25 protein-coding genes and 1 tRNA gene are annotated in these 25,189 nt (G+C 35.6%); 14 read left to right on the forward strand and 12 right to left on the reverse strand.

All coding sequences use genetic code 11. The features are described 5' to 3' along the window. Positions 1–47 precede the first annotated feature (47 nt). The 5 genes from ABN763_RS16065 to ABN763_RS16085 all read right to left on the reverse strand — a co-directional run bounded on the left by ABN763_RS16065 (position 48) and on the right by ABN763_RS16085 (position 5,480). The gene (locus tag ABN763_RS16065) at positions 48–1,316 is read right to left on the reverse strand and encodes a hemolysin family protein (protein WP_410486518.1); all 1,269 of its coding nucleotides are present in this window, start codon (positions 1,314–1,316) and stop codon (positions 48–50) included. Positions 1,317–1,517: 201 nt separating this feature from the next. Then, on the reverse strand, positions 1,518–2,090 hold the full coding sequence (lptC, locus tag ABN763_RS16070; RefSeq protein WP_410486519.1) for an LPS export ABC transporter periplasmic protein LptC: 573 nt from the start codon (positions 2,088–2,090) through the stop codon (positions 1,518–1,520). 1 nt (position 2,091) lies between these two features. After that, entirely contained in the window at positions 2,092–3,471 is a 1,380-nt protein-coding gene (locus ABN763_RS16075) for a tetratricopeptide repeat protein (RefSeq protein ID WP_410486520.1), read from the reverse strand. 24 nt (positions 3,472–3,495) lie between these two features. Then, on the reverse strand, positions 3,496–4,752 hold the full coding sequence (locus ABN763_RS16080; RefSeq protein ID WP_410486521.1) for a hypothetical protein: 1,257 nt from the start codon (positions 4,750–4,752) through the stop codon (positions 3,496–3,498). Continuing rightward, on the reverse strand, positions 4,749–5,480 hold the full coding sequence (locus tag ABN763_RS16085) for a type III pantothenate kinase (RefSeq protein WP_410486522.1): 732 nt from the start codon (positions 5,478–5,480) through the stop codon (positions 4,749–4,751). Before ABN763_RS16085 ends, ABN763_RS16080 begins: the two co-directional genes overlap by 4 nt. Positions 5,481–5,688: 208 nt before the next feature. Here ABN763_RS16085 and ABN763_RS16090 point away from each other — a divergent pair, with 208 nt between their 5' ends. Further along, positions 5,689–6,792 carry an SDR family oxidoreductase gene (locus ABN763_RS16090; protein ID WP_410486523.1) on the forward strand — a complete coding sequence of 368 codons (1,104 nt, stop codon included), beginning with the start codon at positions 5,689–5,691 and terminating at the stop codon, positions 6,790–6,792. Positions 6,793–7,634: 842 nt separating this feature from the next. Next, complete coding sequence (locus tag ABN763_RS16095; RefSeq protein WP_410486524.1) at positions 7,635–8,606, forward strand: vWA domain-containing protein; 972 nt, start codon at positions 7,635–7,637, stop codon at positions 8,604–8,606. A gap of 493 nt (positions 8,607–9,099) precedes the next feature. Here the strand turns inward: ABN763_RS16095 and ABN763_RS16100 are convergent, their stop codons facing one another. Together ABN763_RS16100 and ABN763_RS16105 are read right to left on the reverse strand one after the other, a co-directional pair. After that, on the reverse strand, positions 9,100–9,303 hold the full coding sequence (locus tag ABN763_RS16100; RefSeq protein WP_410486525.1) for a hypothetical protein: 204 nt from the start codon (positions 9,301–9,303) through the stop codon (positions 9,100–9,102). Continuing rightward, on the reverse strand, positions 9,284–9,595 hold the full coding sequence (locus tag ABN763_RS16105) for a hypothetical protein (protein WP_410486526.1): 312 nt from the start codon (positions 9,593–9,595) through the stop codon (positions 9,284–9,286). Before ABN763_RS16105 ends, ABN763_RS16100 begins: the two co-directional genes overlap by 20 nt. A 782-nt stretch (positions 9,596–10,377) precedes the next feature. Between ABN763_RS16105 and ABN763_RS16110 the strand changes: the two genes are divergently transcribed. The 4 genes from ABN763_RS16110 (at position 10,378) to ABN763_RS16125 (ending at position 12,673) form a co-directional block, all read left to right on the forward strand. Beyond that, complete coding sequence (locus tag ABN763_RS16110; RefSeq protein WP_410486527.1) at positions 10,378–10,602, forward strand: hypothetical protein; 225 nt, start codon at positions 10,378–10,380, stop codon at positions 10,600–10,602. A gap of 151 nt (positions 10,603–10,753) precedes the next feature. Next, the gene (locus tag ABN763_RS16115; RefSeq protein WP_410486528.1) at positions 10,754–11,449 is read left to right on the forward strand and encodes a hypothetical protein; all 696 of its coding nucleotides are present in this window, start codon (positions 10,754–10,756) and stop codon (positions 11,447–11,449) included. A 248-nt stretch (positions 11,450–11,697) separates the two neighbouring features. Further along, positions 11,698–12,435, forward strand: coding sequence for a hypothetical protein (locus ABN763_RS16120; RefSeq protein WP_410486529.1), 738 nt, complete (start codon positions 11,698–11,700; stop codon positions 12,433–12,435). Position 12,436: 1 nt separating this feature from the next. Then, entirely contained in the window at positions 12,437–12,673 is a 237-nt protein-coding gene (locus tag ABN763_RS16125) for a hypothetical protein (RefSeq protein ID WP_410486530.1), read from the forward strand. Positions 12,674–12,847: 174 nt separating this feature from the next. Here ABN763_RS16125 and ABN763_RS16130 read toward each other — a convergent pair. After that, a tRNA-Phe gene (locus ABN763_RS16130) sits at positions 12,848–12,920 on the reverse strand. A gap of 274 nt (positions 12,921–13,194) precedes the next feature. Between ABN763_RS16130 and ABN763_RS16135 the strand changes: the two genes are divergently transcribed. Then, the gene (locus tag ABN763_RS16135) at positions 13,195–14,007 is read left to right on the forward strand and encodes an FkbM family methyltransferase (protein WP_410486531.1); all 813 of its coding nucleotides are present in this window, start codon (positions 13,195–13,197) and stop codon (positions 14,005–14,007) included. 6 nt (positions 14,008–14,013) lie between these two features. Here the strand turns inward: ABN763_RS16135 and ABN763_RS16140 are convergent, their stop codons facing one another. Both ABN763_RS16140 and ABN763_RS16145 read right to left on the reverse strand, forming a co-directional pair. Then, positions 14,014–14,421, reverse strand: a complete 408-nt coding sequence (locus tag ABN763_RS16140; protein WP_410486532.1) for a hypothetical protein — start codon at positions 14,419–14,421, stop codon at positions 14,014–14,016. Between the two features lie 113 nt (positions 14,422–14,534). Then, positions 14,535–16,343, reverse strand: a complete 1,809-nt coding sequence (locus ABN763_RS16145; RefSeq protein WP_410486533.1) for a sodium:solute symporter family protein — start codon at positions 16,341–16,343, stop codon at positions 14,535–14,537. Positions 16,344–16,522: 179 nt separating this feature from the next. Here ABN763_RS16145 and ABN763_RS16150 point away from each other — a divergent pair, with 179 nt between their 5' ends. From ABN763_RS16150 to ABN763_RS16180, 7 genes are all read left to right on the forward strand, one after another. Next, complete coding sequence (locus ABN763_RS16150) at positions 16,523–16,858, forward strand: arsenosugar biosynthesis-associated peroxidase-like protein (protein WP_410486534.1); 336 nt, start codon at positions 16,523–16,525, stop codon at positions 16,856–16,858. A 70-nt stretch (positions 16,859–16,928) separates the two neighbouring features. After that, positions 16,929–17,984: an arsenosugar biosynthesis radical SAM (seleno)protein ArsS gene (gene arsS, locus ABN763_RS16155; RefSeq protein ID WP_410486535.1), complete on the forward strand. Its 1,056-nt coding sequence runs from the start codon at positions 16,929–16,931 to the stop codon at positions 17,982–17,984. Between the two features lie 17 nt (positions 17,985–18,001). Next, the gene (locus ABN763_RS16160; RefSeq protein ID WP_410486536.1) at positions 18,002–18,490 is read left to right on the forward strand and encodes a rhodanese-like domain-containing protein; all 489 of its coding nucleotides are present in this window, start codon (positions 18,002–18,004) and stop codon (positions 18,488–18,490) included. A 93-nt stretch (positions 18,491–18,583) separates the two neighbouring features. Then, a complete protein-coding gene (locus ABN763_RS16165; RefSeq protein WP_410486537.1) occupies positions 18,584–19,201 on the forward strand; it encodes a TIGR04282 family arsenosugar biosynthesis glycosyltransferase in 618 nt (205 codons plus the stop codon). 3 nt (positions 19,202–19,204) lie between these two features. Then, entirely contained in the window at positions 19,205–20,017 is an 813-nt protein-coding gene (locus ABN763_RS16170) for a purine-nucleoside phosphorylase (RefSeq protein ID WP_410486538.1), read from the forward strand. 59 nt (positions 20,018–20,076) lie between these two features. After that, entirely contained in the window at positions 20,077–21,048 is a 972-nt protein-coding gene (gene arsM, locus ABN763_RS16175) for an arsenosugar biosynthesis arsenite methyltransferase ArsM (protein WP_410486539.1), read from the forward strand. Between the two features lie 156 nt (positions 21,049–21,204). Continuing rightward, a complete protein-coding gene (locus ABN763_RS16180) occupies positions 21,205–22,323 on the forward strand; it encodes a pyridoxal phosphate-dependent aminotransferase (protein ID WP_410486540.1) in 1,119 nt (372 codons plus the stop codon). Here the strand turns inward: ABN763_RS16180 and ABN763_RS16185 are convergent. After that, positions 22,320–23,546, reverse strand: a complete 1,227-nt coding sequence (locus ABN763_RS16185) for an NADH:flavin oxidoreductase/NADH oxidase family protein (protein WP_410486541.1) — start codon at positions 23,544–23,546, stop codon at positions 22,320–22,322. The two genes, ABN763_RS16180 and ABN763_RS16185, sit on opposite strands and share 4 nt — an antisense overlap. 18 nt (positions 23,547–23,564) lie before the next feature. Next, a complete protein-coding gene (locus tag ABN763_RS16190; RefSeq protein WP_410486542.1) occupies positions 23,565–25,187 on the reverse strand; it encodes a GMC family oxidoreductase in 1,623 nt (540 codons plus the stop codon). Positions 25,188–25,189: the final 2 nt, after the last annotated feature.

Genomic DNA, 25,189 nt, shown 5'->3' on the forward strand with positions numbered 1-25,189 from the left:
CGTGATTTACAACTGACATCTGCTAAATAAAATGAGAAAATCAAGGACTATTCTTTATCTAATATTTCCAATAAAATAGTATCAATTTTAGTGTTTGAAACCTCTAAAATCGTGAATTGATATTCTTCTATTTGGACGATTTCATCCTGTTCTGGGATATTCTCCGTATGACTGGTAATCATACCACCTAAAGTTTCGTAGTGCTCTTCTTCTGGCAGGTCTAATTTGAAGGTTTCATTAATGTAATCAACATCAAGGCGGGCTGACAATTTATAGGTATTTTCAGATAATTGTTCTTCAATAAGATCGGTTACATCATGCTCATCTTCAATTTCCCCAAACAGCTCTTCAATTATATCTTCGACAGTAATAAGTCCACTAGTACCTCCATATTCATCTAAAACAACGGCTACACTCTTACGTTTTTTAGTCAACACGTCTAATACATCGTTTACCATCATCGTTTCAGGTATAAACTCAATGGGCAACAAAATGCTTTTGATGGTTTTTGGTTTTTTAAATAACTCGAATGAATGCACATACCCGATGATGTCATCAATAGTATTTTTATAAATAAGAATTTTAGAATGACCGGTCTCAATAAACATTTTACGCAAAACAGAAGGTGATTCATGGATCTCTAAAGCTGCAATTTCTGTTCGTGGAACCATCACTTCCCGAGCCTTAACTCCAGAAAACTCCAAGGCATTCTGAAAAATCTGTATCTCGCTATCAACGTCATCATGTTCATTGACAGTTTCCATTTGCTCCGTGATGTAATCACCAAGTTCTACTTTACTAAAGGCCAATTGTACTTGATCTCCATCAGTTTTAAAAAAGCTTTTTAATACGATATTCGATATCCAAAGTACGAATTCAGAAATGGGAGTAAAAACAAGATAAAATAGATAAGCGGGTAAGGCAAAAACCTTTACTAAGGTGTTGGCATATATTTGAAAAAAAACCTTTGGTAAAAACTCTGCGGTTAATAAGATGATTAAGGTAGAGATGGCGGTTTGAATTAGTAAACTACTGGCACCACTAAGTCCGGAATACTCCTTAGCAATAAATTGCATGAGCAAGTCTCCCATATAAAAGCCATAAATTACCAGTGAGATGTTATTTCCCACCAGCATAGTGGCAATAAATTTTGAAGGACGTTTTGTTATTTTGTGCAGTATACTGGAGAGAAATCCAGCTTGCTTTTTTTCAATTTCAATATGAATCTTATTTGCAGAGACATAGGCTATTTCCATGCCTGAAAAAAAAGCCGAAAGAATAAGTGCAATACTAATTATCAATAACTGATAATCCATTTATCGTTGGTTGTTTCGATCTTGTATTTTCTTTGCGAACCTGCGTTTAAAGAAGAAAACAAAAATAGCAACAGCTGCTAAAAATAAAAGGGTATACGACCGAGTACGATTGCTACCCCACACAGAAATTGCTTCGTAAACGAACAATACTGCAAACGCGATATACGCAAATTGAAAATACTTGTAATACTTCATGAATTGTTACTCTTCTTGCTCGATGTCTTCGATGGGTATTTCACTATAATCAACATCTCCGATATGTATTTTTTTAAAGTTTCGATCGGCTTCTATACCTATCCCATTTAAAGGCGCATCATCATTTATAAAGGTAAACTTTTTTTTAGTAAACATCCACTGGTTATTTTGGTCCCAATACAATTGTGATGTTTTTAATAGTCCTCCGTCATGTGTTTTGATTTCTACATTACCCTGCAAGTCGATAAGGCTCGTGGCATCATATAAAATAGCATAATCGCTGGTTACCTCGCTTTTGTTTTTATTTTCATCATAAAACTCTAGATGGATACCCTCTGGAAACTCACGATATCGAAAACTTTGATTGGAATAATCAAGACTTAATGGACTGCGAAGTATCACAACCACTTTACCAGAATCGGTATAGGTAAGTCGAATATTTTTGCCTTCACCCGAAGGAAATTTTGATGATTTTGATAAGGCTTCTACCTCTTTAAAGTCGTTTTTACATGAAAAAAATAGTGTCATAGTAAAAACTATGACACTATTTAAAATATTATTTGTTATGCGAAATCGCATCTTATAAGTTTGGCACTTTTATCGTTCTACCAATCCAACATCCTATAGAAAGAGACTTACCTGCCATACCTCCGTTAAAAATCTCAGACTTCGAAGGTACTCTGGCATCATAAGAATTGGCTAATTTATTCGCTCTAGATCGTAAGGAAGCATCTACTCTTCCAGCCTTTCTAGCGGTGTCAGCTGCTAACCAATATACAGATTTCTTTTCGAAAGTACTGTTGCCACATTGGTTTGCACTAGAACCGTATAAGGTAGCAATAAGCAAATATGCTTTACCCATTGATGGATCTTCAGCTAACGCTTTATTTGCATAGTTTCTAGCTTTAGACTTTTGTCCTCTCTTTTTTGCAAGATTTGCTATAGTTAAATAAATTTTAGCCTTATCAAAACTGTCCTCATACATGTCAACCGCTTGATTATAGTATTCTAAGGCATTGTCATATTTCTTCTGCTCTTCAGCAAGTTTTCCTGCTAGTCTTAACGTTCCTGCTGATGGATCTACCGCAGTAAGTGATTCAACTAATTTAAAGAACATTGGGTCCTTAGTACACTCTTTCTTTACCATGCGGCTTGCTGCTCTTCGTAGCCAAACTGCATTTGTCTTATTAGTATCAAAATTCTTTTGGTATAGCGGCACCAAATTCTCACAAGAGGCTTTTGCCGAAATTAAAGCATCTAAATTTCCAGAAAAAATACCAATGGCTTTAACATTAGTCTCTGCTCTCTTTTTAGTTCTTTTTTCTTTAGATGTTAAAGGCGTACCTGCATCTTCTTTTTGTAAAATTGTCTTTAACTGCCCTGCAAGCGACTTGCTTTCTTCTTCAAATTTTTCAGAAAGCTCTTCATACTTGGTAAAAAGATCTTCTAACGAAACTTTACCAGCCTCATGCTGCTTGTAATACAAGTCAAAATAATTGTATAAACTTTTAGGGTTTTTAAAGTTCTTTCTGTCTTTTGTAAAAGCTTCGTCATATACAGCTATTACCTTATCAGGAGCTCCCATTTTATGCTTCATCATCGCATCACCCATCTTAGATTTTATATCTCCAATTTTTGTCTTGGAAGCAAAATACTTCATTCGATTTTCATACACTTCCATCAACAGCTTTTTGTAACCTTCTTTTTCAGCTGCTGAACCTTCGTTTTCTATCATGTATTCAACAATCTTAGGCCCATACGCATAGGTAGCTATATGGAAATCAGGGCACTCTGTGTACACTTTTTTCCAGGGCTCAAAAGCCGCCTTATAATTTTTCACTTTGTAATGTTCACTGAAAATAGACAGTGTGGTTCTACATTCATCTGTATTAGCCTGCGCATTGGTTAATTGTACCATTGCAAACAAGCCCAGAATAACTAATGACATTTTCGCCTTCATCATAAAAATTTTAGTAGTTATGTTTTAATTGTACTTTCTTCTAACAAACCATTTATCGTTCAAAGATAAACTGATATTTATGTTAAAATAATTTTCTTTTATTCTTTTTTGGAAAGTCGTTCCTCTTTGTCCATATTCAATACCTAGGTTGACATTAGAAAAATTCCTTACCGGTAGTCCTACTCCAAAAGACATGCCAAAGTCATTTGTGCTAATGTTATTAAGCCTTAAGCCTGTTTCTTCATACCGCACTCCCACTCGATACACCACCCTTTGCCAATAGCTTGTAATACTACTATAGTTAGGAATAAAAAAGCCCCCCGCAGAAAAACGACTACCATCTTCATACACTTCATTACCCACTCTATTAAACGGGTTACCAAGCTCTTCATTATCCAATATACTATACTCCGCACCTAAAAACCACTTCTTTTCTTTTCCAAATCCGAGACCAAAAGTCATATTTTGAGGTAATTTGGTAATAGTTTCAGCACTTGCGCCAAGATCAGAGGTTACTGTTTCAATAGGCACCTCACTGCCAACAGCAGTAAAAGAAATAGTTGAAATATTTTGCGTATTTTTTGATGTGATTTCTGCCTCCGGTCTAAAAACAAATGATGTATACAAGGTATAATCGTTTTTAAATGCATACTCATAATTCATCGCAAGATCAAAGCTTATACCCGATAAGGAGGACTCTTTATCTTGTCTTGTAGCAAACTGCACACCTTCACTAACACCCAATTGTGAGTTTGTCACTTTTCCAAAATTATAATGTGCGGTTGCACCAACTGAAAAGCCTTTGAAAGGTTGAATACCATATGATAAAAAAGCTCTATTTACTCCTCCCTCTCCATTAAATTGATTTAATGAAGTCCCATTTTCAGCAAGGTCTTCAATACGATACCCAACCGACGAATAAGGTAAAACTCCGAAACTGAATGCACCTAATTTATTTAAAGGAATACCTAATGCAAGATAATTAAGTGTTGTACTGCTCGCATCTTCCTTGGCTGTTTCACTTTCTAGATTTAAAAAACTCTGACCTCCTGCTACTCCAAAAGTAGTTAGTTTAAGTTTTCCTAATGAAGCGGGATTATTCAGATTTAAGTGTATACTGTCTGAATATACTCCTAGGCCACCCATGGCTCTATTTTCTACTGTTCCTCTGAACCTGACATCGCCAAAACCGAAAAATGAATAGGGAGAAGCCGAGTTATTTTGTGCAAAAGTAGAAGCACAAGCCATTAAAGCTAAAACTACTAAAAGTGGTCTGATCATTGATTTTTATTATACTCTAGAATGGTATTTAAGCCCTTCAAAAGAAAATTTGAATCCGCAAATATGCTATTTTTTAGGTATTCTGCAAAGATTTTCACATCACCCCCTGTTAAAATAACTGTTAAATGTTTATAACGTTGGCGGTATTGATTAATCACCCCGTCAATCTCTTGGGCCAATCCGTTCAACACTCCTGAATGAATAGCGCTTTCTGTTGATACACCAATAAATGATGACAATTTTTCCGGTTCTAGTTGTGGTAGATTAGCTGTGTAGTGATTTAAGGAGTTATATCGCATTTGTAAACCGGGAGAAATTGCACCACCCAAATATTCATTTTGATTATTCTTAAAATCGAAAGTAACACAGGTCCCAGCATCAATTACCAACACATTTTGATATTGAAAATACTTAGCTGCCGCACTCATTAAGGCAATTCTATCTACCCCTAAGGTATTAGGCGTTTCATATAGGTTGGTATAGTTCAACTTGCTTTCATGCGATAGTGTATGTGTCGGCAATTTTTCGGAAAGCCTATTCACCAACTGATTGTCGAGTTTTGCAACCGATGAAACTATAATTCGCTCCATCTTACTATAATCACTTAAAATAGCATCTATATCCTGACCTAAATCTTTGTATGATGAGGTGTTTTTAACAAGTATACGTTCCTTTTCAAAAACGGCAAGTTTAGGTCTCGTATTTCCGGCATCAATTACTAAATTCATTTTAGGCACAAAATTGTTGTAATGTACAAATACTCATCAAATCACATTGACAAACGGAATAAAATTAGCAAGGTTTTAAAAGAATATGGTTTTCACCCTTGAATTCAACAAGTTCATCTTACTACAATAGTACATTTAACGTTTTGTTTTGGTAATAAAATCAGCTAATTACCAAAAACCAACTACTTTTGGAGTTTATTTACCAACCATGAACATACTTTTAACAGGCGCAACAGGCACTTTAGGATCTAACTTGTTATACAAACTACTGTTAAGGACAGACATTAAGAAGTTATACCTCTTAATACGCGATAAAAAGGAAGTAACCGCTGTACAACGCCTTAAGAGGATACTTTCTAGTAAGGCAGCGCCTAAAGAGATATCTGAAACTATAGACAAACAATTACTGAAAATTACGGTTTTAGATAATCAAAATTTTTTTAATCCTAGCAGCTATCTTCAAGCTGATGAAAAAGTGTTTTGCATTCATGCTGCCGGTTTTGTCAACCTTTCTACCAACCCTACACATAAAAATGAAATTTTTAAGGAGAATCTGGACTTTACAAAACAAATATTCGATTGCTTTGAACACTATGTTTTGAAGTTTATATATATCAGCACAGCCTATAGTATTGGTGATATAGGCGGTGTTATACCCAATTCTTTTCATAAGAAAGGTAGTAAACCCAACTTTCGCAATTTTTATGAGGAATCTAAATATTTAGCCGAGCAGCATTTAATTAAAGAGTCGGAAGCCAAAAACATTCCGCTTCAAATTTTGAGGCCTAGTGTTTTAGGTGGAAATATATTTGACAATCCACAGTATTTTATATCAAAATATATGGTGTATTACTTGTTGGCTAAGTTTTTTTACAACAATCCGTTTGTAAATGATACCATTCGCATTGCCATTAATAAAAATACTGGCCTCAATATTATTCCTGTTGATTATGCAGCTTCTATCATTGAAAAAGTGTTCACCATGGATATAACAGAATTAAACATTGTTCACCCTAATAGTACGAGTCTTTTTAATGGCATCCAACGGATAGCGAAAACCGTGAATTTCAACAAACTTGAGATTGTCCCTCCAACTTTTGATGTAATCGACACGATCACCACCAAACTTGAAAAAGTGTATTATAACAGCATTGGTGTTCATTTAGAGCCTTATTTAACATCAACTCCCTATGAATATGATACGCGTTTGCTGGAATCAATTTTGCCAATGCCATTGTATGATACAGTAGACTATTTAGAACATACGGTAGCATATGCTAAGCAAAGAGCTTTTAGAAATAAAAGGTGGTGAATTAGAAGCTAGATTTGAGATATCAGATTTGAGATTTTGGGTGTAGGAATTAATCCAACCTCTACTAGAAAAATAACTTCTTCAGGAATCATTTACCATTCGGTTAACGCTCCTTTGAAACCGATACTGCAAATACAAAACCCTATCGCTTTCGGCTAGTTGTTTCTTGCTTTTATCGTTTTTAGCAAGATCACTTTCCAATTAATCTAAAAACAAGAAACCCACTCAAATGAGTGGGTTTTGTGCTTGATGTGGTACCTCCAGGAATCGAATAATAAAATTGCATAAATACCAACCTAAACTTTTTTATAAACTTAAAAAGAAATATCTATCCCATAAATGGGATGATTGTTCCTTAAATAAACAAATAGATGAAATTGCCCATGAAATAAGAAATACGTTTAATAATAGTTTCTATTCTGAATTTAAAAGATACCCAGTTAATCAGTCCAATTTACTGGAGTTACTAAATTTACGAAAAGTTGCAAGAGAAAGAATGGTTTTCAGAATTGTTGAAGATTATTATTAAGCTCTTTGAGGAAATAATAAATTTGGTTTAATTATTTGATTTTAAAACCAAGAAGTTAGTAGATATTATTCTCAAATGTAGTTGTTGTATGATTCTGTTACTGATTGATAATTAACATAATACAATGTTAATTTGTAAACTTGAAACTACTAAACAACGAATATTTTTTTTGTTAATCGACTCATATATAGGAGAATGTACTTTTTTATTACTTTTCTTGAAGTAAATAATCTAATTAAGTAAGCCTATGTGTATAGTCGGTAGTTCAAAATCAAGCAAATTAGTATATTACATTACTTCATTTTTTATCATTGTGTTCACTTTTACAAGTTGCGATTGGTTTAAAAGTGATGACGATGACGATATGATGTCTAATTGTGCAAATTTGGAGGGCAATGAATTTCTTGTATATGAATATTTTAATGCTGGTTCTCCAAATATCACGACTCAACCTATTGAAAAAAGTAACAACATCAACTCTGGTAATCCATCTGCAAGGTTAGAGGGTAGTAATGTTGTAATTTCAGTACCCGGAATTAGAGTTAGGAACAGTTCAACCAATTTTGAAGTTACCGAGTTCTTATTAGATGAGGATCAGGATGATTGTTATCAGCGTCAGTCTGAATTTAATGCTAGCGATAGTAGCATTAAAACCGATATCGCCGCGGTTCTTGTTTTGGATATGAGCACCTCATTACAAGGTATTATTGATGATTTAAAAAGTTATGCCAAAGAATTTGCTAGTACAATAGTTAACAGTTCTTCTAATTCACAAGTTGCGGTTATTTTTTTCTCACAGAGGGATGCAATAGAAATGACGGGTTTTTATAATAGAACTAATATTCAAACACTAAACGGTTTAATTGATGATTTTGACAATTATCAACCCAGAACAGCCTTATTTGAGGCAACATTACAAGGTATTCAACTTATAACCAGTTTGAATTTTGAGGGTGAAAAGTCGTTGGTAGTTTTTACTGATGGAGGTGACAATGATAGTAACAATCCAAGTGCACTTCAACAGCAGATTCAGAATTCCGAAGTACTCCGGTTCACTATTGGATTAAGAGGTGATGATTTTGACGAACAAGATCTTAGTTCAATAACATCTAATCAAAATAATTTGGTAGTTGCTAATACTGCGAATGATCTACAACGAATATTTAGAGATGTTACCAAAGGTGTTATTTCAGTTTATGAACTATTGTATACAAGATCAGATCAGCAACTAAATGTCAATGAGAAAATCAGAATTAGAGTCCAAGTAAAAACCAGACCAATATAAAGTTGACTGGCTTATTGGATTAAATGAAGTAGCAAGATATATACGGGATATTGATGTTTTCCATATCAATACTCATACTACTTTGTTAAATTTATTAAACAATTACCTTGATTTTAGGTTGGGTGGGGTTGAAAATTCGGTTTTCCATTTCGACACCCCCGTACTTTTTAATATATATCGTCTGGCACCTATAAATACAGCCTATTTTACTTTTCCTTTAAGGTATTCCTTGTATTCTGATGAAAGTTTCAAATGACAAGATTCAATATCCAACACCAATTCGGCATAAACGGATTTGTTTGCTAGTTCAAATACCTCTAGGTTTTTTGGTATATAAAACGAAAACGACTTTAACAGCAATTCAATTTCTCCCTTTAACACTTTGGCTTCCTCGTATGATTTTGTTAACCTAAGTTTTCAAGTAAGGGGATTATTTTGTTTCTTAAATCAAAATCGTTCACGGTAGTTTTTAGTTTACTATTGTGATCCAACTTTAACCATTAGACACCTTAACATCATTTTTTTCATAAACATTGAGCAAGGTATCATACTTGTGCAACTCATTTGTTAGGGTATTTACCTGTTTCTTTAGTAGCGCATTTTCTTTTTCGATGTTGGTTACCTGGTTTTGATTGTTACATGATAGCAGAGTAATACCGCAAACCAGAGCAATAAACCTAATAATGCCTTTGTTCATCCAACTTGTTATTTGCATATCGATTACCGTATTCTGTTGCTAAATTTATGTATTCTCTTTTTAATGCTTCTGCTAGTACTGAGTTTTCTTGCGACAACATCCTGTAATTGTTATTATTTTCTATGATGAGGTTGATATTATTTAGCATCATACTAACCCTACTATCTACTAGTGCGAACGGATCTTCTATATCAATATTAGCCAATTGATCAATCCATATTCTATACAACCGGTACTGACTTCTTACTGCTTGTTGGCAAACTTCTCGAAATGATGTTTCGTTGAGGTTCATGGATGCACTTTAATTAGTTTCCAACCATCTTTAGGTAAATTCTTACAATCATCAACTAACATCAGTTGTTGCTTACCGATAGTTGGGTAATTATACATAAGTACTGTAAGGGTTACAGTACACTCTAAATGAAACCTTTTTTGCGATCTAGGCATGGGTAGGTTGCGTTGCTGACACGCCATCGTAATTTTATGCCTACCTATTTCCACCAATAACTCACCGATATCGGCTGTATTGCCGTTCCGAAATACAATTTTAAACATGAAATATGGATGGGGAAGTTAAGAAATCAAGTATATTGAAAATTGGGTTAAAAGTCCCAATCCGATAATAATTAATAGACAATATTTTAGTTTAAGCTATACTCCACTACTTCGAAACTAAATGCCCATTTTTTCCACTATAACGATTTTAAATATAGTTAAATAATATTTTCGATAATGGTAGCACTTAAATATGTATATTTAATTCATAATTAATGAAGATACAATGAGTTACTTAGATGATTGGTTCATATTTCTTTATGAGTATAGATGGTATCTTAACTGCAGAAATAGATGGAAAAAGCAAGGAATTTTTTCGAATAAAAGAAATACATAAGGCAAGACAATGCAATTCTTACCAAAGAGTAAATAGCGACATTAAAGATATTAACAATGAAAGGGAAATCAAATTAGCCAAAAGCAGGTCAGTAGCTGGGATGACTCAGTTTCTATACAGCAGGATAAAAAAGTATTTTTACTTAAAGAGAGGACGGGTCATTAGTTATATCCGTTGAACAATTGGAGTTATCGGACGAGTCCATATTTAGCAATGGAAAGGTGAGTAAATATTTGAATGACTTAAATATTGAAGGAGTGTTAAGAAATGCAGGGAGCTTTACCGTTGATTACTTTTCTATTGTTGCAACGCACTCAGAACTTATAACTGCATCTAATACAATTGCTGATAACATAATACTGGGAACTGTCAGGATCCCCATTTCAGTACAGACCCTTTCTATGTAATTGAACTTTCGAATTCAGGCAATTTTTTAAATGAACAAGAATGGGAAAAAGGTACTGTAAAGCGCAAACCAAAAAAGGAGAACGATGTTCTCGAAAAGTTTCCTTTATTTATTGTAAACAGCATTGGAAACAAAAAATTTACAAATTCCGTATGTTAATCATCATTATTCTAGGTGGGCTTGGATATTTTATTATGTTCATAAACGATGTCCCTGATGCAGTAGATAGAATAAAGAAGATATATGATCCGCCGAACTATAAAAAATGCGATCAAGATGACAATATCCGTGGAATAATATTAAGCAAACAAAAAAACCTAAAGCCTGGGTTGATGAAGATTTCTGTTGGAATATCTGATCAAAGCGGAATACTCGCACCAATACCTTTTAACTATAATAATGAGTCCCTTTGCTTTTTTCCATTTCAAGGTTTGGATAGATTCTGTAGCCTAAAATACCGAATCAGCCGGGATAATAGACTTTTAGTTTCGGCCAATATTTATGATACCAATGGCTGTTTAGTTGGAAAAATTGACGAAAACCTATTTGTTCTGAATGACAGTTGCCAATTTACTTGGAATAGTGATGATTTTGGGTTTGAAGTAATGGATTCTGATTTCGATGTTGTTATGACAATTCTCTTCGAACCACCCGATTTAATAAAAGTACAAGGGGTAATTAATAATTTAGATAAGTTTGTTATTATTAAAGATGGGGGAATGAGTTTTATTGATAAAGACTCAACGGAAAAACTGTTTTTAACTAAAAGAAAACTTCAACCAGTATTTGAATATTTAGGAGAGGATTGGTTCGGAAAAAGAAAGACTAAACCAGTACCTCAAATTTAACATTAATGAATACTATTTTCAACTTTATGTGTTATCACATTTCACAACGCAAAACAAATTTAGAACCAATCACTAACGATTATGATGCTGAATCAAATTTTGCTTGGTACGGAAAATCAGTATATAATTGTTTTAATGGTGTTAGATGTTATAGGTGATGTGAGTGTTAGGTCTAAATTAACGTATAGAACATTTTATTTTGCTCAAAAAAGAAGAGACCTTTATTATCTTAAACATAAATTTATTTAATGTCCACATCAAAATCTGAATCGGTAGAAGCAATCAAAATTACTCATCTTGTTGCAGTTGTTTTTCCCTTGTTAACTATAACAGGATTTATTTTTGAACATACATATTATAAAAATTTTGGGATCAATATTGCAGATTATATTCAGTGGTCAGAGGTTCTTCTTTGGGTTTTTCCGCACGCAATGTATGGCATGATGGGAGTCGTAATAGGGTTTGCACTCGCTTCTTTGTGGCCTATAAACGATATGAATAGCGAATCGAATGGTGAGCAGTATACAATTTACCTAATGTTAAAACATAACAAGAATTGGCTGCTGTTAGTGCTAATTATATTAATATTTATCATCCTTATTCTTGTTTTTCCCAATGTCCCTTGGGGCATTATTTACATTTGTCAACTTGGACTAATAATGTTTTTGGTATTGTTGAACATAAAAAAAATAACAGAATCAATACTTAGAATCACACCACGTTCGGCTCTACCACATTTTATTGCTGTTTTTCTATTTTATTTAATGCTTGTAGGAGCGAATATTTATAAGAAAAATAGAATTGCAGGTAACAAGGGGATTGCTGAGGTAAGTTTTATTTATTTAGATAATTCGATACCAGTTTCTACAAACGATTCTATGGTTTACATAGGTCAAACGGAGAAGTACTTATTTCTATATGACAAACTTACAAAACAGGCTAGGGTATACTCCAGAAATGATCTAACACATATCAAAATTAAATAGAATGTGCTACCACGTTTCACAACGCCAAATAGACCTTAGCGCCATCGAAAATGACTTCGATGCAGTCCCTAATTTTACAAAAGATCATGTACCGATGCATTACCAACTCAACGGTTTTGAGCATGGTAAGGTCATGGTAATTACACAAGAAGAATCGGAATTAATCCAGTTGGCAACATGGGGTATAGCAACGCCAAATTACAACCAGAACATTAAAGATTACTGGAAAAGTATGTAGGTGGCACTTTAAACAGTGGTGACGATAAGTTTTTTCAGGGTTATGGTGGTTGAAAACACAAAAATCGCTGCCTTCGGCTAGTAGTTTCTTGCTTTTATCGTTTTTAGCAAGATCACTTTCCAATTAGTCTAAAAACAAGAAACCCACTCATTTGAGTGGGTTTTGTGCTTGATGTGGTACCTCCAGGAATCGAACCAGGGACACACGGATTTTCAGTCCGTTGCTCTACCAACTGAGCTAAGGTACCGTTTGGTTACCGTTGCTTTACCTCCCGATAGCTATCGGGATGAGCTAAGGTACCATGCCGTTGAGCGGACCTGCTCGACCTAGCGATTAGCTATGCCTTGCGAAGGCGGGTGCAAATATAATTTGCTTTTTCATTAACACAAAACAATTTTAATAAAATATCTCACCAAAGTAATGCGAATTTTATTAATTGGCTTTTTATCAATCACTCCGCATTCGCTATCCCATTCCATCTTAATAAATTGTAGTAATATTACAGCAATTAATTATAACTAATGGGGAGTATTAGCAAATACATTGCAAGAAAACTTTTTCTAAAAAATCGAGTAAAACCTACCAAGGGAGTACTACCAATGGTCATGACCAACGACCTTATTGGGCAAAGTATTATTCTAAATGGATTTTATGAAAAAGATCTAGTCAGCACTATTATTAATTCTTTCGATTTCAACCCACGGGAATATAGTTGTCTAGATGTTGGTTGTAATATTGGAAACCACGCGGTACAGTTTAAAGACCACTTTAAAAAAGTATCGGGTTTCGAACCGCAAAAACGTACTTTTAAAATTCTTACGCTAAATACAGAGCATTATGATAATGTAAAGATTTACAACTTCGGATTGTCTTCAAAACCCGGTGAATTTACCTTAAACATCCCCTATGCAAATTCAGGTGGTGGTTCGCACGTGGCGCTACCCTCAGAAAAACACTACTACACTGAGAATATTGAATTAAAAGTATATGATGATGAATTTAGTGAGGAAATTGCATTTGTCAAGATTGATGTTGAAGGTAATGAAGTTGATGTTATTAAAGGAATGAAAAAGACGATCGAAAATTACAAGCCTATTATCTCATTTGAATATAATCGTGATCAAAAAAATGAGATTATTGATCTTTTAAATACTTTAGGTTACACCAATTTTTACAAACCAAAATCTCATTTTATGAATAAGTTAATTGGGTCTGACAATCTTTACCCTCCCAATAAGTTGGAAGAAATTAGTTTGCCGTATAAGAAAGATTGTTCGTTGTTAACCACCTATCACAAAGACTCTAAATTCAGGCTAAAAAATGCTATCAAATAAGCCTCACTAAGCTACTTGATCGCTCCCATAGGGTGCTGGCTGTAGTTGAAAATCTTTTGATTTTGTTTTGCTTATTCGCAATCGAGCAAGCATGAACTCGATTTTAGCAGTTATTTTCTGAAGATCAATAACAGGTTGAAGTGATCTTGCATTTCCTATTTTTTCGATGCATTCATGATATTTCGAATATACTTTTGATCGCTTATCTGATAAAAAATGTAAGCTTTCGTCGCAAGCCACTTCCAAAATGCAATATGCCAGTAATTCTTTTGCTCCTTTTTTGTATCCAACGTACTTCTCAGTCAATTCTTCAAAACCTAATTCACTTTGAAAAATATCTTTTTTAGCAAGTTTCAACTGCTTATTAGTTTCTCGAAATTCAAAAAACCGTTTGCCTTTTTCTACTAAATTCATGATCGCGGTATTTTGGGGTTAGTTATACTTATTTATAAAACAAGTCGACAATAAAAAACCCTACTTCAATCGATAAAGTAAAAAGATATTACATGTGTGTTATGAAAAATGTATTATAAAATGGAATCCTTCATCTTATTCCATACGCGAATCAAAAGAAAACCAGCAATTAAGGTCATCCCGGTTAGGAGGAATGCTCTTGTAGTATTGCCATACAACCAGTTCCCCATACTGAAGAGACTTCCATACACAAAAATACTACCCAGTATCATTGCCAATATTCCTTGAGGCACTGACCACTTTTCATTAGGGTCTTCAATAAGTTCCGAAGTTTTATTAGATCGATCCAGAATTTTTTTCCAACCACGCCCCCCAGGCTGGGTCCGTTTATAGAAATCTTCCAATACGTGTTGTTCTTCAGGTTTGGTAAGTAGCATGGTAACCACCCATACTATTGATGTTATTAATACAATGGTTGGAAATTTTGCCCATCCCGGCAAAAATGCATCATCACCAAATAAAAAGGTTCCTACCGGCGTAAATTCAAAAACTACGGAAATAATTCCAGAAGAAAACATTGCAGAAATCTCTGACCATGCATTAATTCTCCACCAGAACCATCGTAATATAAAGATCAATCCCGTACCAGCGCCGAACATAATGATAACATTAAAAATTTGAAGTGCATTGGTCATAAGTAATGCCATAATCGCACTCGCAATCATCAAAATTATGGTTGCCATACGGCCAACTGCTACCAATTCTTTTTCTGACGCTTCTGGCTTCACTTGAGTCTTATAAAAATCATTTACGATATAGGATGCTCCCCAATTCAAATGAGTAGAAATAGTACTCATGTAAGCAGCTCCTAATGAAGCTAGCACCAGACCTAATAATCCGGATGGTAGTTTAGTTAACATAGCCGAGTACGCTAAATCCTGACCTAGCTTGCTATCTTCAATATTAGGAAAAGCCTCTTTTATACTAACAAGATCAGGATAAACAACTAACGATGCCAACGCCACTAAAATCCAAGGCCATGGTCTCAGCGCATAGTGCATGACATTAAAAAAGAAAGTAGCACCAATTGCATGGCTTTCATTTTTCGCTGCTAACATTCGTTGTGCCACATATCCACCTCCACCAGGTTCACCTCCAGGATACCAGGCACTCCACCATTGCACCGCAATTGGAATAATAAAGATCATGATCAACGCTTCTTTATCATCGCTACTAGGTATTAATGATAACTTATCGACCACATTGTCATGCGTTAATAGCCTATTTAAACCTCCTACTTCCGGTATATTTACCAAAAAATACGCAGCACCGATAGCACCAGCCATTGCGACAAAAAATAGCAAAAAGTCAGTATAAACTACGCCTTTAAATCCACCTATAGCGCTAAAAATAACAGTAACAACACCACCAATTAATACGGTTTCAATAGGAGTTAACCCTAACATTACCTGACCAATCTTGATGGCGGCTAAGGTAACTGCAGACATGGCCATGATATTAAAAATGATTCCTAGGTAAATCGACCGAAAACCTCGTAAAAATCTTGCTGGTGCACCGCCATACCTTAACTCATAAAACTCCATATCGGTATTGACAGCCGACTTTCTCCACAACTTAGCATATACAAAAACGGTTAGCAGTCCCGTAAGTAAGAATGCCCACCACACCCAGTTTCCGGAAACTCCATTTGTTCTTACAATATCAGTAACTAAATTTGGGGTGTCTGTTGAAAAAGTAGTAGCCACCATCGATAAACCGAGTAACCACCAGGGCATATTTCTACCTGACAAAAAATACTCTGACGTGTTTTTTCCTGATTTTCTTGAAACATAAATTCCTACGAATAAAATGATGCTAAATAGCCCGATAATAAAGCCATAGTCCAACGATGATAACTCCATTTGGTTTGGTTAGATGTTTGTTTAAAAATAACATTTTTATTCCTTAACGGTTTATAATAGAAATAGGATAGAATAAAATTGAACCTCGCCCGTAATTAATTCGTATAAATTGCGACTGCTTTTAAAGCTAGCTTAAAGCAGTTTGATTAACTGTATATTTACGGTCTAAAAAAGAAATAATGTCAAAATCATACTACGATCCGGCCGATCTGAGAAAATTTGGTAAAATCACTGAGTGGAGCGAAGAACTTGGAAATTCATTTTTTGATTACTACGGAAAAGTATTTCAGGAAGGCGCATTAAGCGCTCGTGAAAAATCGTTAATCGCTTTAGCAGTATCTCATGTGGTCAAATGCCCATACTGTATTGATGCATATACGAAAGATGGCTTACAACGAGGTATCACTAAAGAAGAAATGATGGAAGCTGTTCATGCAGGTGCTGCAATTGAAGCAGGGGCATCATTGGTTCATGGTGTACAAATGATGAATAAGTACGATAAATTGAGTATGTAAATTTGGTTAAAGATAATAGAAAATGAAGGCAATGTTCATCTTTCTAAAGTCCTAAATCTAAAATCGCTATATGGCTACAAAGTCGCTATTAAAAAGGAATAATGAATTAGCAAATGCTAACAGGCAGCTTGAAATTTTATCAAATGGAATTTTCGCTGATGGTGAGTTGCCAACATTCAAAGAAAAAATTAAGCAAACTGGTCAATTTCCGCTTCGCCCTAGAAAATTGGAAATTCTTCAAATCAATGTTGGATATATGTGTAATCAAGTATGCGAACATTGTCATGTTGATGCCGGGCCTGATCGAAAAGAGATTATGACTCGAGAGACTATGCAACAATGTCTAGAGGTCATTAAAAATACTGGAGCACACACCTTAGACTTGACAGGTGGCGCTCCCGAGATGAATCCTGATTTTCGCTGGTTTGTGGAAGAAGCAAGCAAAGCGGGAATTAAAGATTTTATCGTCAGATCAAACCTTACCATCATCCGCGCTAATAAAAAGTATTATGATTTACCTGAGTTTTTTAAAAAACACAACGTCCATGTAGTATCATCGATGCCACATTACACACGAGGTAAAACTGATAAGCAGCGAGGAGATGGTGTTTTTGATAAATCGATCAAAGCCTTACAAGAACTAAATGCTGTTGGTTATGGAATGCCAGATAGTGATTTACGACTCGACCTGGTATACAATCCCTCCGGTGCATTTTTACCGGGCGACCAGATGGCATTAGAAGCCGACTTTAAAAAGGCCTTAATGGAAGATTTCGGAATTTCATTCCACAATCTATTTGCTATTACCAACTTACCCATTAGTCGATTTTTAGATTACCTGATTGCTTCTGAGAATTATGAAGATTATATGTACGCACTAGTTGAGGCTTACAATCCGGGAGCCGTGCAAAATGTAATGTGCACCAATACGCTATCAGTTAGTTGGGACGGTTGGTTATACGATTGCGATTTTAATCAAATGCTTGATCTAAAGGTTGCCAGTAAGGTAAAACATATAAGCGAGTATAATGAAGATATCATTCAAAACAGAGATATCATCATTTCCCAACACTGTTATGGTTGTACCGCGGGTGCGGGCAGTAGCTGTCAAGGTACTGTTGCATAATACTTTTCTTATCGAACATGAGAAATTTCATTTTCATACTTATCGCCTTCACTACCTCTTTTGTCCACTCACAAAAGAACATTAAGGCAGTACTAAAAAAGTTTAACAAAGGTGATATTCCATATATGAGTGTTGATTCTTTAAAAGCGAATCAAAACATCAAGATACTTGATGCTAGAGAACCAAATGAATATAAAACAAGTAGACTTAAGAATGCCATATTTGTAGGTTATGACCATTTTGACCTTGCCAAAACCACAAGCCAACTTCCTGATAAAAATGAAAAAATACTAGTTTATTGCTCAATAGGGGTACGATCAGAACAGATAGCCAGAAAACTTAAAAAAGCTGGATATACCAATGTGTATAATTTATATGGTGGTATTTTCGAGTGGAAAAATAAGACCTATCCTATTTACAATAAACACCAACAACCCACTGACAGCATTCATGTTTTTTCCAAAGATTGGAAGGAATATTCAAAAAAAGGAATTCCCGTTTATTAATTAAACTTAGGTCGTTTCTTAGTTACTCATCATTATTTTATTCATTTAAATTTCGTACGGATATAAACATCGAATTAAAAGCAAATCTTACACTTGGAACAACAAACAAAAAACGCACTACTAATTTTTACTCGCAATCCCGAGCTTGGTAAAGTAAAAACACGGCTAGCAAAAACTGTGGGTGACCAATCTGCATTAGACATTTATAAGTTTTTACTAAAGCATACCAAAAAGGTTACCGAGCCATTGGCCGCTGACAAACAAGTACACTATTCTAATAGCATAGGCGAAAATGATATTTGGGATAATAGCAACTATCAAAAACACTTACAACGTGGCAATGACCTAGGTGAACGCATGACTAGGGCTTTTCAAGATGCCTTTAACCAAGGTTATAGCAAGGTAATTATTATAGGTAGCGATTTGTATGATCTTTCAACCGAAGATCTTTCTCAAGCTTTTTCTTACTTAGAAGATCATGAAGTTGTTATTGGTCCTGCAACTGACGGCGGCTATTACTTGCTAGGTCTCACCAATATGATGCCAGAGGTTTTCGAAAACAAAGCTTGGGGAACGGAGACCGTTTTTAACGATACTTTAGCCAATGTACAACATAAAAAATACCTACTTTTAAACCCTAAAAACGATGTGGATGTGTATGATGATATTAAAGATATTGACATCTTCAATCAGTTTATTAAACCGCAATAAAAAATGACAAAATATTTGACCGAAACGGTTGATTACTTAAAAAATAAAGGCTTCGAAAACCCTGAAGTAGGTATTATTCTAGGTACCGGTTTGGGCCAACTTGTTAATGAGCTAGATATTGAAAAAGAGGTGAGCTATAACCACATTCCTAACTTTCCTACTGCTACTGTCGAATTTCATAAAGGCAAACTCATTTATGGTACGTTAGAAGGAAAAAAAGTAGTGGTAATGCAAGGGCGTTTTCATGTATATGAAGGTTATACGCTTCAAGATGTCACCTACCCTGTTCGAGTAATGGAAAAATTGGGAATTAAATCACTTTTAGTTTCCAATGCCGCCGGTGCGATAAACCTCGATTTCAAAAAAGGCGAAATTATGATCATCGACGATCATATTAATTTACAAGGTGGTTCCCCACTGGCATTTCATGGTGTCGAACAATTTGGTGAACGCTTTGTTGATATGAGTGAACCATACGATCAAAAATTAGTTGCTGAAGTAGAAAAAATCACTGCAGCCAATAATATTAACATACATAAAGGAGTATACGCTTCAGTGGTTGGTCCTCAACTAGAAACTAGAGCAGAGTACCGATATTTACGCACTATAGGGGCCGATGCTGTTGGTATGAGTACCGTACCTGAGATCATCGTAGCCAATCATCTAAAATTAAAAGTGCTCGCGCTGTCAGTTTTAACGGATGAATGCGACCCAGATAACCTAAAACCAATTGATATTAATGAGATCATTGCCATGGCTGCGAAAGCAGAACCGCATATGATCACCATTTTTAAAGAACTAATTAAACAACTATAATCATAAGATAAAGGAGGGGGCAGACTTTTCTCAAAACCCAAGAAAATAGAAATACGAATATGAGCAATTATCTAGACACCACAGTCGATGTATATCGTGAAGCAGCATTAACTCCTGATGTAGGTTTATGCTGTACTACAAATCCTATTTGGGAATTACCGGGTTTAAAAATCCCGAAAATCATGCAAGAAATGAACTATGGTTGCGGTAGCACCGTTCATGCTCGCGACCTAGTAAACAACCCAAAAGTGTTGTATGTTGGCGTAGGTGGTGGTATGGAGCTACTTCAATTCTCTTATTTCTCTCGTCAAAAAGGAGGTGTAGTCGGTGTTGATGTAGTTGATGAAATGCTCACCGCATCGAGAGATAATTTTAAAATTGCCGAACAAGAAAACGATTGGTTTAAATCAGAATTTGTCGAGCTCAAAAAAGGAGATGCATTAAATCTTCCGGTTGAAGATAATAGTATAGATGTCGCAGCTCAAAACTGTTTATTTAATATTTTCAAGGAGGAAGACCTTAAAAAAGCAATTAAAGAAATGTATCGGGTATTAAAACCGCATGGCCGTTTGGTAATGAGTGATCCTACCTGCGAGCAGCCAATGAACGATGCACTTCGCAATGACGATCGTCTTCGTGCACTGTGCCTTAGTGGTAGTTTGCCCATTAAAGACTACGTAAAGATGCTTACCGATGCCGGTTTTGGAACAATCGAAATTCGCGCACGTAAGCCATATCGTATTCTAGACCCTGCTAATTACGAGACAGACGAATTAATTTATATCGAATCAATCGAAGTAGCTGCAATAAAAGACCCTATGCCGGCTGATGGGCCATGTGTCTTTACAGGAAAAGCGGCTATTTATTTCGGAAAAGATGAATATCTAGATGATAAAAACGGACACATAATGCTAAAAAATCAGCCATTAGCGGTTTGTGACAAGACAGCGGCAAATATTGCTGCTTTAGGCAGAAATGACGTATTTATTAGCGAAAGCACCTATCACTATGACGGGGGCGGTTGTTGCTAGTGAAAAAATTCATATTATTAAAAACGCTCAAAGAACTATTATGTGCTTTGAGCGTTTTTTATTTACCAATATCAATTCTCATTTTGGTTCAGTAGTAATAATTATTTAGTTAATTATATTAACTATCTTTAGTACTTTCATATAAATGAACGTATTATGGACAGAAGATCTTGGTTAAAGTCAACCTCATTAGGAGGAAGCTTCGCTTTACTAGGCGGTTTGGGGGTTGCAAATGCACTAACGCCTGAAGAAGTAATCAAATTCAACCCAAGACCAATTGGAAAACCAGCCAGATTAAGTTCGAATGAAAATCCGTATGGGCCGTCAAAACGTGTTCGCGATGCGGTAACAGCTACTTTTAACGATGGTTGCCGTTATCCGTATCCACATTTATTCGAACTTGCCGATATCATTGCTGAAAAAGAGGGAGTCACTAAAGATCATATAGTTATTACAGGTGGTTCGACAGAGGGGCTTCGGGTAACCGGTCTCACTTTCGCTAATGGAGGTGGTGAAATTATTGCTGGTCAACCCACTTTTCTTGCTATGATGACCTACGCAAAAGAATGGGGAGCTTCTATAAATTGGGTGCCGGTTAATAAGAAAAAAGAGTACGATATTGATGAAATAGAAAAACGTATTTCCGCCAAAACCAAACTAGTATTCTTATGCAATCCAAACAACCCCACCTCCACCATTATTGAAAAAAACAAACTGAAAGACTTTTGTAATACAGTTAGTAACAAAACTATTTTATTCAGCGATGAAGCGTATTACGATTTTATAGATGAACCTGATTACCCATCAATGGTTGAGCTCGTTAAAGAAGATAAGAACGTAATCGTATCTCGAACTTTTTCAAAGGTATACGGATTAGCTGGTTTTCGCATTGGGTATTTAATTGCCAGACCAGAATTAGCCAAAAAATTGAAAAAGAACATCATGGCTAACACCAATATTCTGGCTATTGCTGCAGCCAAGGAAGCTTTGCTAGATAAGGAGTTTTATCAGTTTAGTTTAAAAAAGAACCGAGAAGCCAAAGAAATGATCTACAAAACACTAGATCATTTAGAGTTACCCTATGTAAAATCACATACCAATTTCGTTTTTTTCAATTCCGGAAAAGACATTAGAAAGTTACACAAACAAATTCTCGATCAAGGTGTCGCCGTAGGTCGACCGTTCCCTCCATTTTTTAATTGGTGCCGCATAAGTACCGGACTTGTTGAAGATGTCACAAAGTTTAATCAGGCCTTGGTCAATATATATAGTTAGATTTTTTTGGCAACCGCCTTTCTAAACTCGTGAAATATTAAAAATATGCTGCACCATAATGGACTCATGTTCAATTTGAACGCTTTTCCATTTGCAATACGAATGATGTTTCTGGCGTAAAATCCGCCCTCTGCACTATCTTCAAATTGAGCAATTCCTGTGCGAAGCACTTTATTTTGCAGATAAGGAACCTCCCCATTTAAAAAGGCCTTCATGTCGTTCAAGTTGGTAATAAATGGTCTTGCCATTCCTATTAAATCCACTTCATCATTTTCTAACACTTCATTGCAAAAATCATACGACCGGAACCCACCGGTCACTAAAAGCGGAATCGTACATACCGTCCTTATTTTCTTTGCAAAATCTATAAAATAGGCCTCTCTTTTTTTGGTACTTTCTCTTGTAGGCCTCAGTTCATTACCTTCTTCATTCAAAACAAAAAAAGCCAACTTTTCATAAGTCCCTCCAGATATTTCCAAAAGATCAACCCCTTCTGCATGTAACATTTTCACAACTTCTAAAGAATCGTCTTCAGTAAAACCCCCACGTTGAAAATCAGCTGAATTAAGCTTCACTCCTATTGGGAATTCAGCCCCCACTTTCTTTCTTATTTCACGAATAATGGTTAGCAATAACCGACTTCTATTTTCTAAACTTCCTCCCCACTCATCCGTTCTTAAATTGGTGTTTGGTGACAAAAACTGACTTATTAAATATCCATGGGCAGCATGAATTTGCACTCCCGTAAATCCAGACTTTTTAGCCAAGCACGCCGCCCTTACGAAACCTGATATAGTTTGTTGAATATCATTAGCAGTCATGGCTTTAGGTTTCCCAAAAAGACCCATTTTTTTAAGTTGCACCACAGATGGAGCTAATGGTCTTCTGGTGGCAAAACGACTTGCCTGCCTACCTGAATGTGATATTTGCACCCAACAATGGTTCCCATTTTTGGTGGCTGCAGCAGCCCATGACCTTAGTTTCGGCAACATCTTTTCATCATCAAAAACAATGTTTCCTGCAGACTCCAAGTGCTTCCTGTCAATAACTACATTTCCTGTGATTAAAAGCCCCGCTTCAGTATCTGCCCAATCACTGTACAGTTGCTCATGCCCATTTGTCGGCTCGAATTTTTTATTGCTAATACGCTCTGTCATTGCCGATTTTACCAATCGATTTTTCAAGCTAACCCCACAAGGGAGTTTTAGGCTTTCGTTAAGCATACTGTTTCGGAATTAGACCTATTGGTTATCATTTAAAATCATATCTGCTGCTTTTTCAGCAATCATAATGGTAGGCGCATTGGTATTACCAGCAGTTATTTCTGGCATTATCGAAGCATCTACTACTCTTAAACCGTGAACATCATGTACTCGTAATCGCTGATCGACCACACTCATTTCATCATTTCCCATTTTACAGGTGCTAACAGGGTGATAAATAGTTTCTACGTACTTCCTGATATGTGCAGCTATTTCATCGTCACTACTGCGGTCATCAATGCCTAAAAATCCGGCATTGTGTTGTGCAAAATCGTCCTGCTGCATCACCTCAATAGCTTTTTTACTACCTCTAATTAACTGCATCAAATCTTCCTCTTCACTCAAAAAATTAGGTTGTATTATTGGTTCTGCTGCTGGATCATTACTTCTCAGACTTATAGTACCTCGACTTTTGGGTTTTAATAAACAGGGCAAAATTGTATAACCATCCCAAGTAGGAAGCGTACTGGTATCATACATATTAGCATCATCACCTGCCCCCATATGAAATGGAGTAAATTGAAACTGAAAATCGACCCTACCCTCTATGTTGGTTGCATTAAAAAATGCATACGATTCTAAGGGACCAATAGTCAAAGCCCCTGATTTGTTAAAGGTATATTTCATTAACTCTTTTAGCTTGTTCATTGGTTTTAGTACATGATTTAAGCCCTTTTGTTCATTGGCTCGACAACTAACAAAGCACATCAAATGATCATGTAAATTCTTCCCTACTCCCGGTAGTTGTTTTTTTAATTGAATGTTGTGCTTAGCCAATTCATCTTTATCACCAACACCTGAAAGCATCAAAATTTGGGGTGAATTGATAGCACCTGCTGAAAGAATTACTTCTTTGTTTGCTGTTACTTTATGAGTAATCCGTTTATACATATATTCAACACCGGTAGCCTCATCATTTTTGATTAGCAAACGAGAAACCTGAGCGTTAGTAATCACCTTTAAATTAGGCCTTGATAACACCGGCTTTAGAAAACCTTGAGCGGTGCTCCAACGTCTCCCATTATTTATGTTCATTTGAAAGTCTCCAACCCCAACTTGGTTTTTACCGTTATAGTCAGCATTATACGGAATACCTGATTTCTGTGCTGCCTTTACAAAAGCTTTTGAAAACGGACTCTTATATTTCTTGGGAAAACTAATATGCAGCTCGCCCCCTTGCTGATGAAAACTGTTTTCTACCCTTTCAATTTGATCAAAATGCTCTGATTTAACAAAATATGGCAGTACCTCACTATAAGACCAACCCTCATTTCCCAATTGCTCCCAATCGTTATAATCCTCCTTGTTTCCCCTTACATAAGCCATCGCATTCGTCGAGCTGCAACCTCCTAGCACCTTCCCTCTGGGAACATGCATTCTCCTGTTATTCACAAAGGGTTGCGGCTCCGTATAAAATCCGTAATTGAATTTAGTTTTGTGAAGTTCACCAAATGCACCAGGAATATGAATTTTACTACTGCTGTCCTTCCCGCCAGCTTCAATAAGTAAAACTGAATTTGCCGGATCTTTAGAAAGTCTGTTTGCTAAAACGCAACCAGCAGAGCCTGCACCAATTATGATATAATCAAAGGTGTTTCCCATAT

It is taken from the genome of Spongiivirga sp. MCCC 1A20706 (assembly GCF_046524175.1).
In the GTDB taxonomy this organism is placed as follows: Bacteria; Bacteroidota; Bacteroidia; order Flavobacteriales; family Flavobacteriaceae; genus Spongiivirga.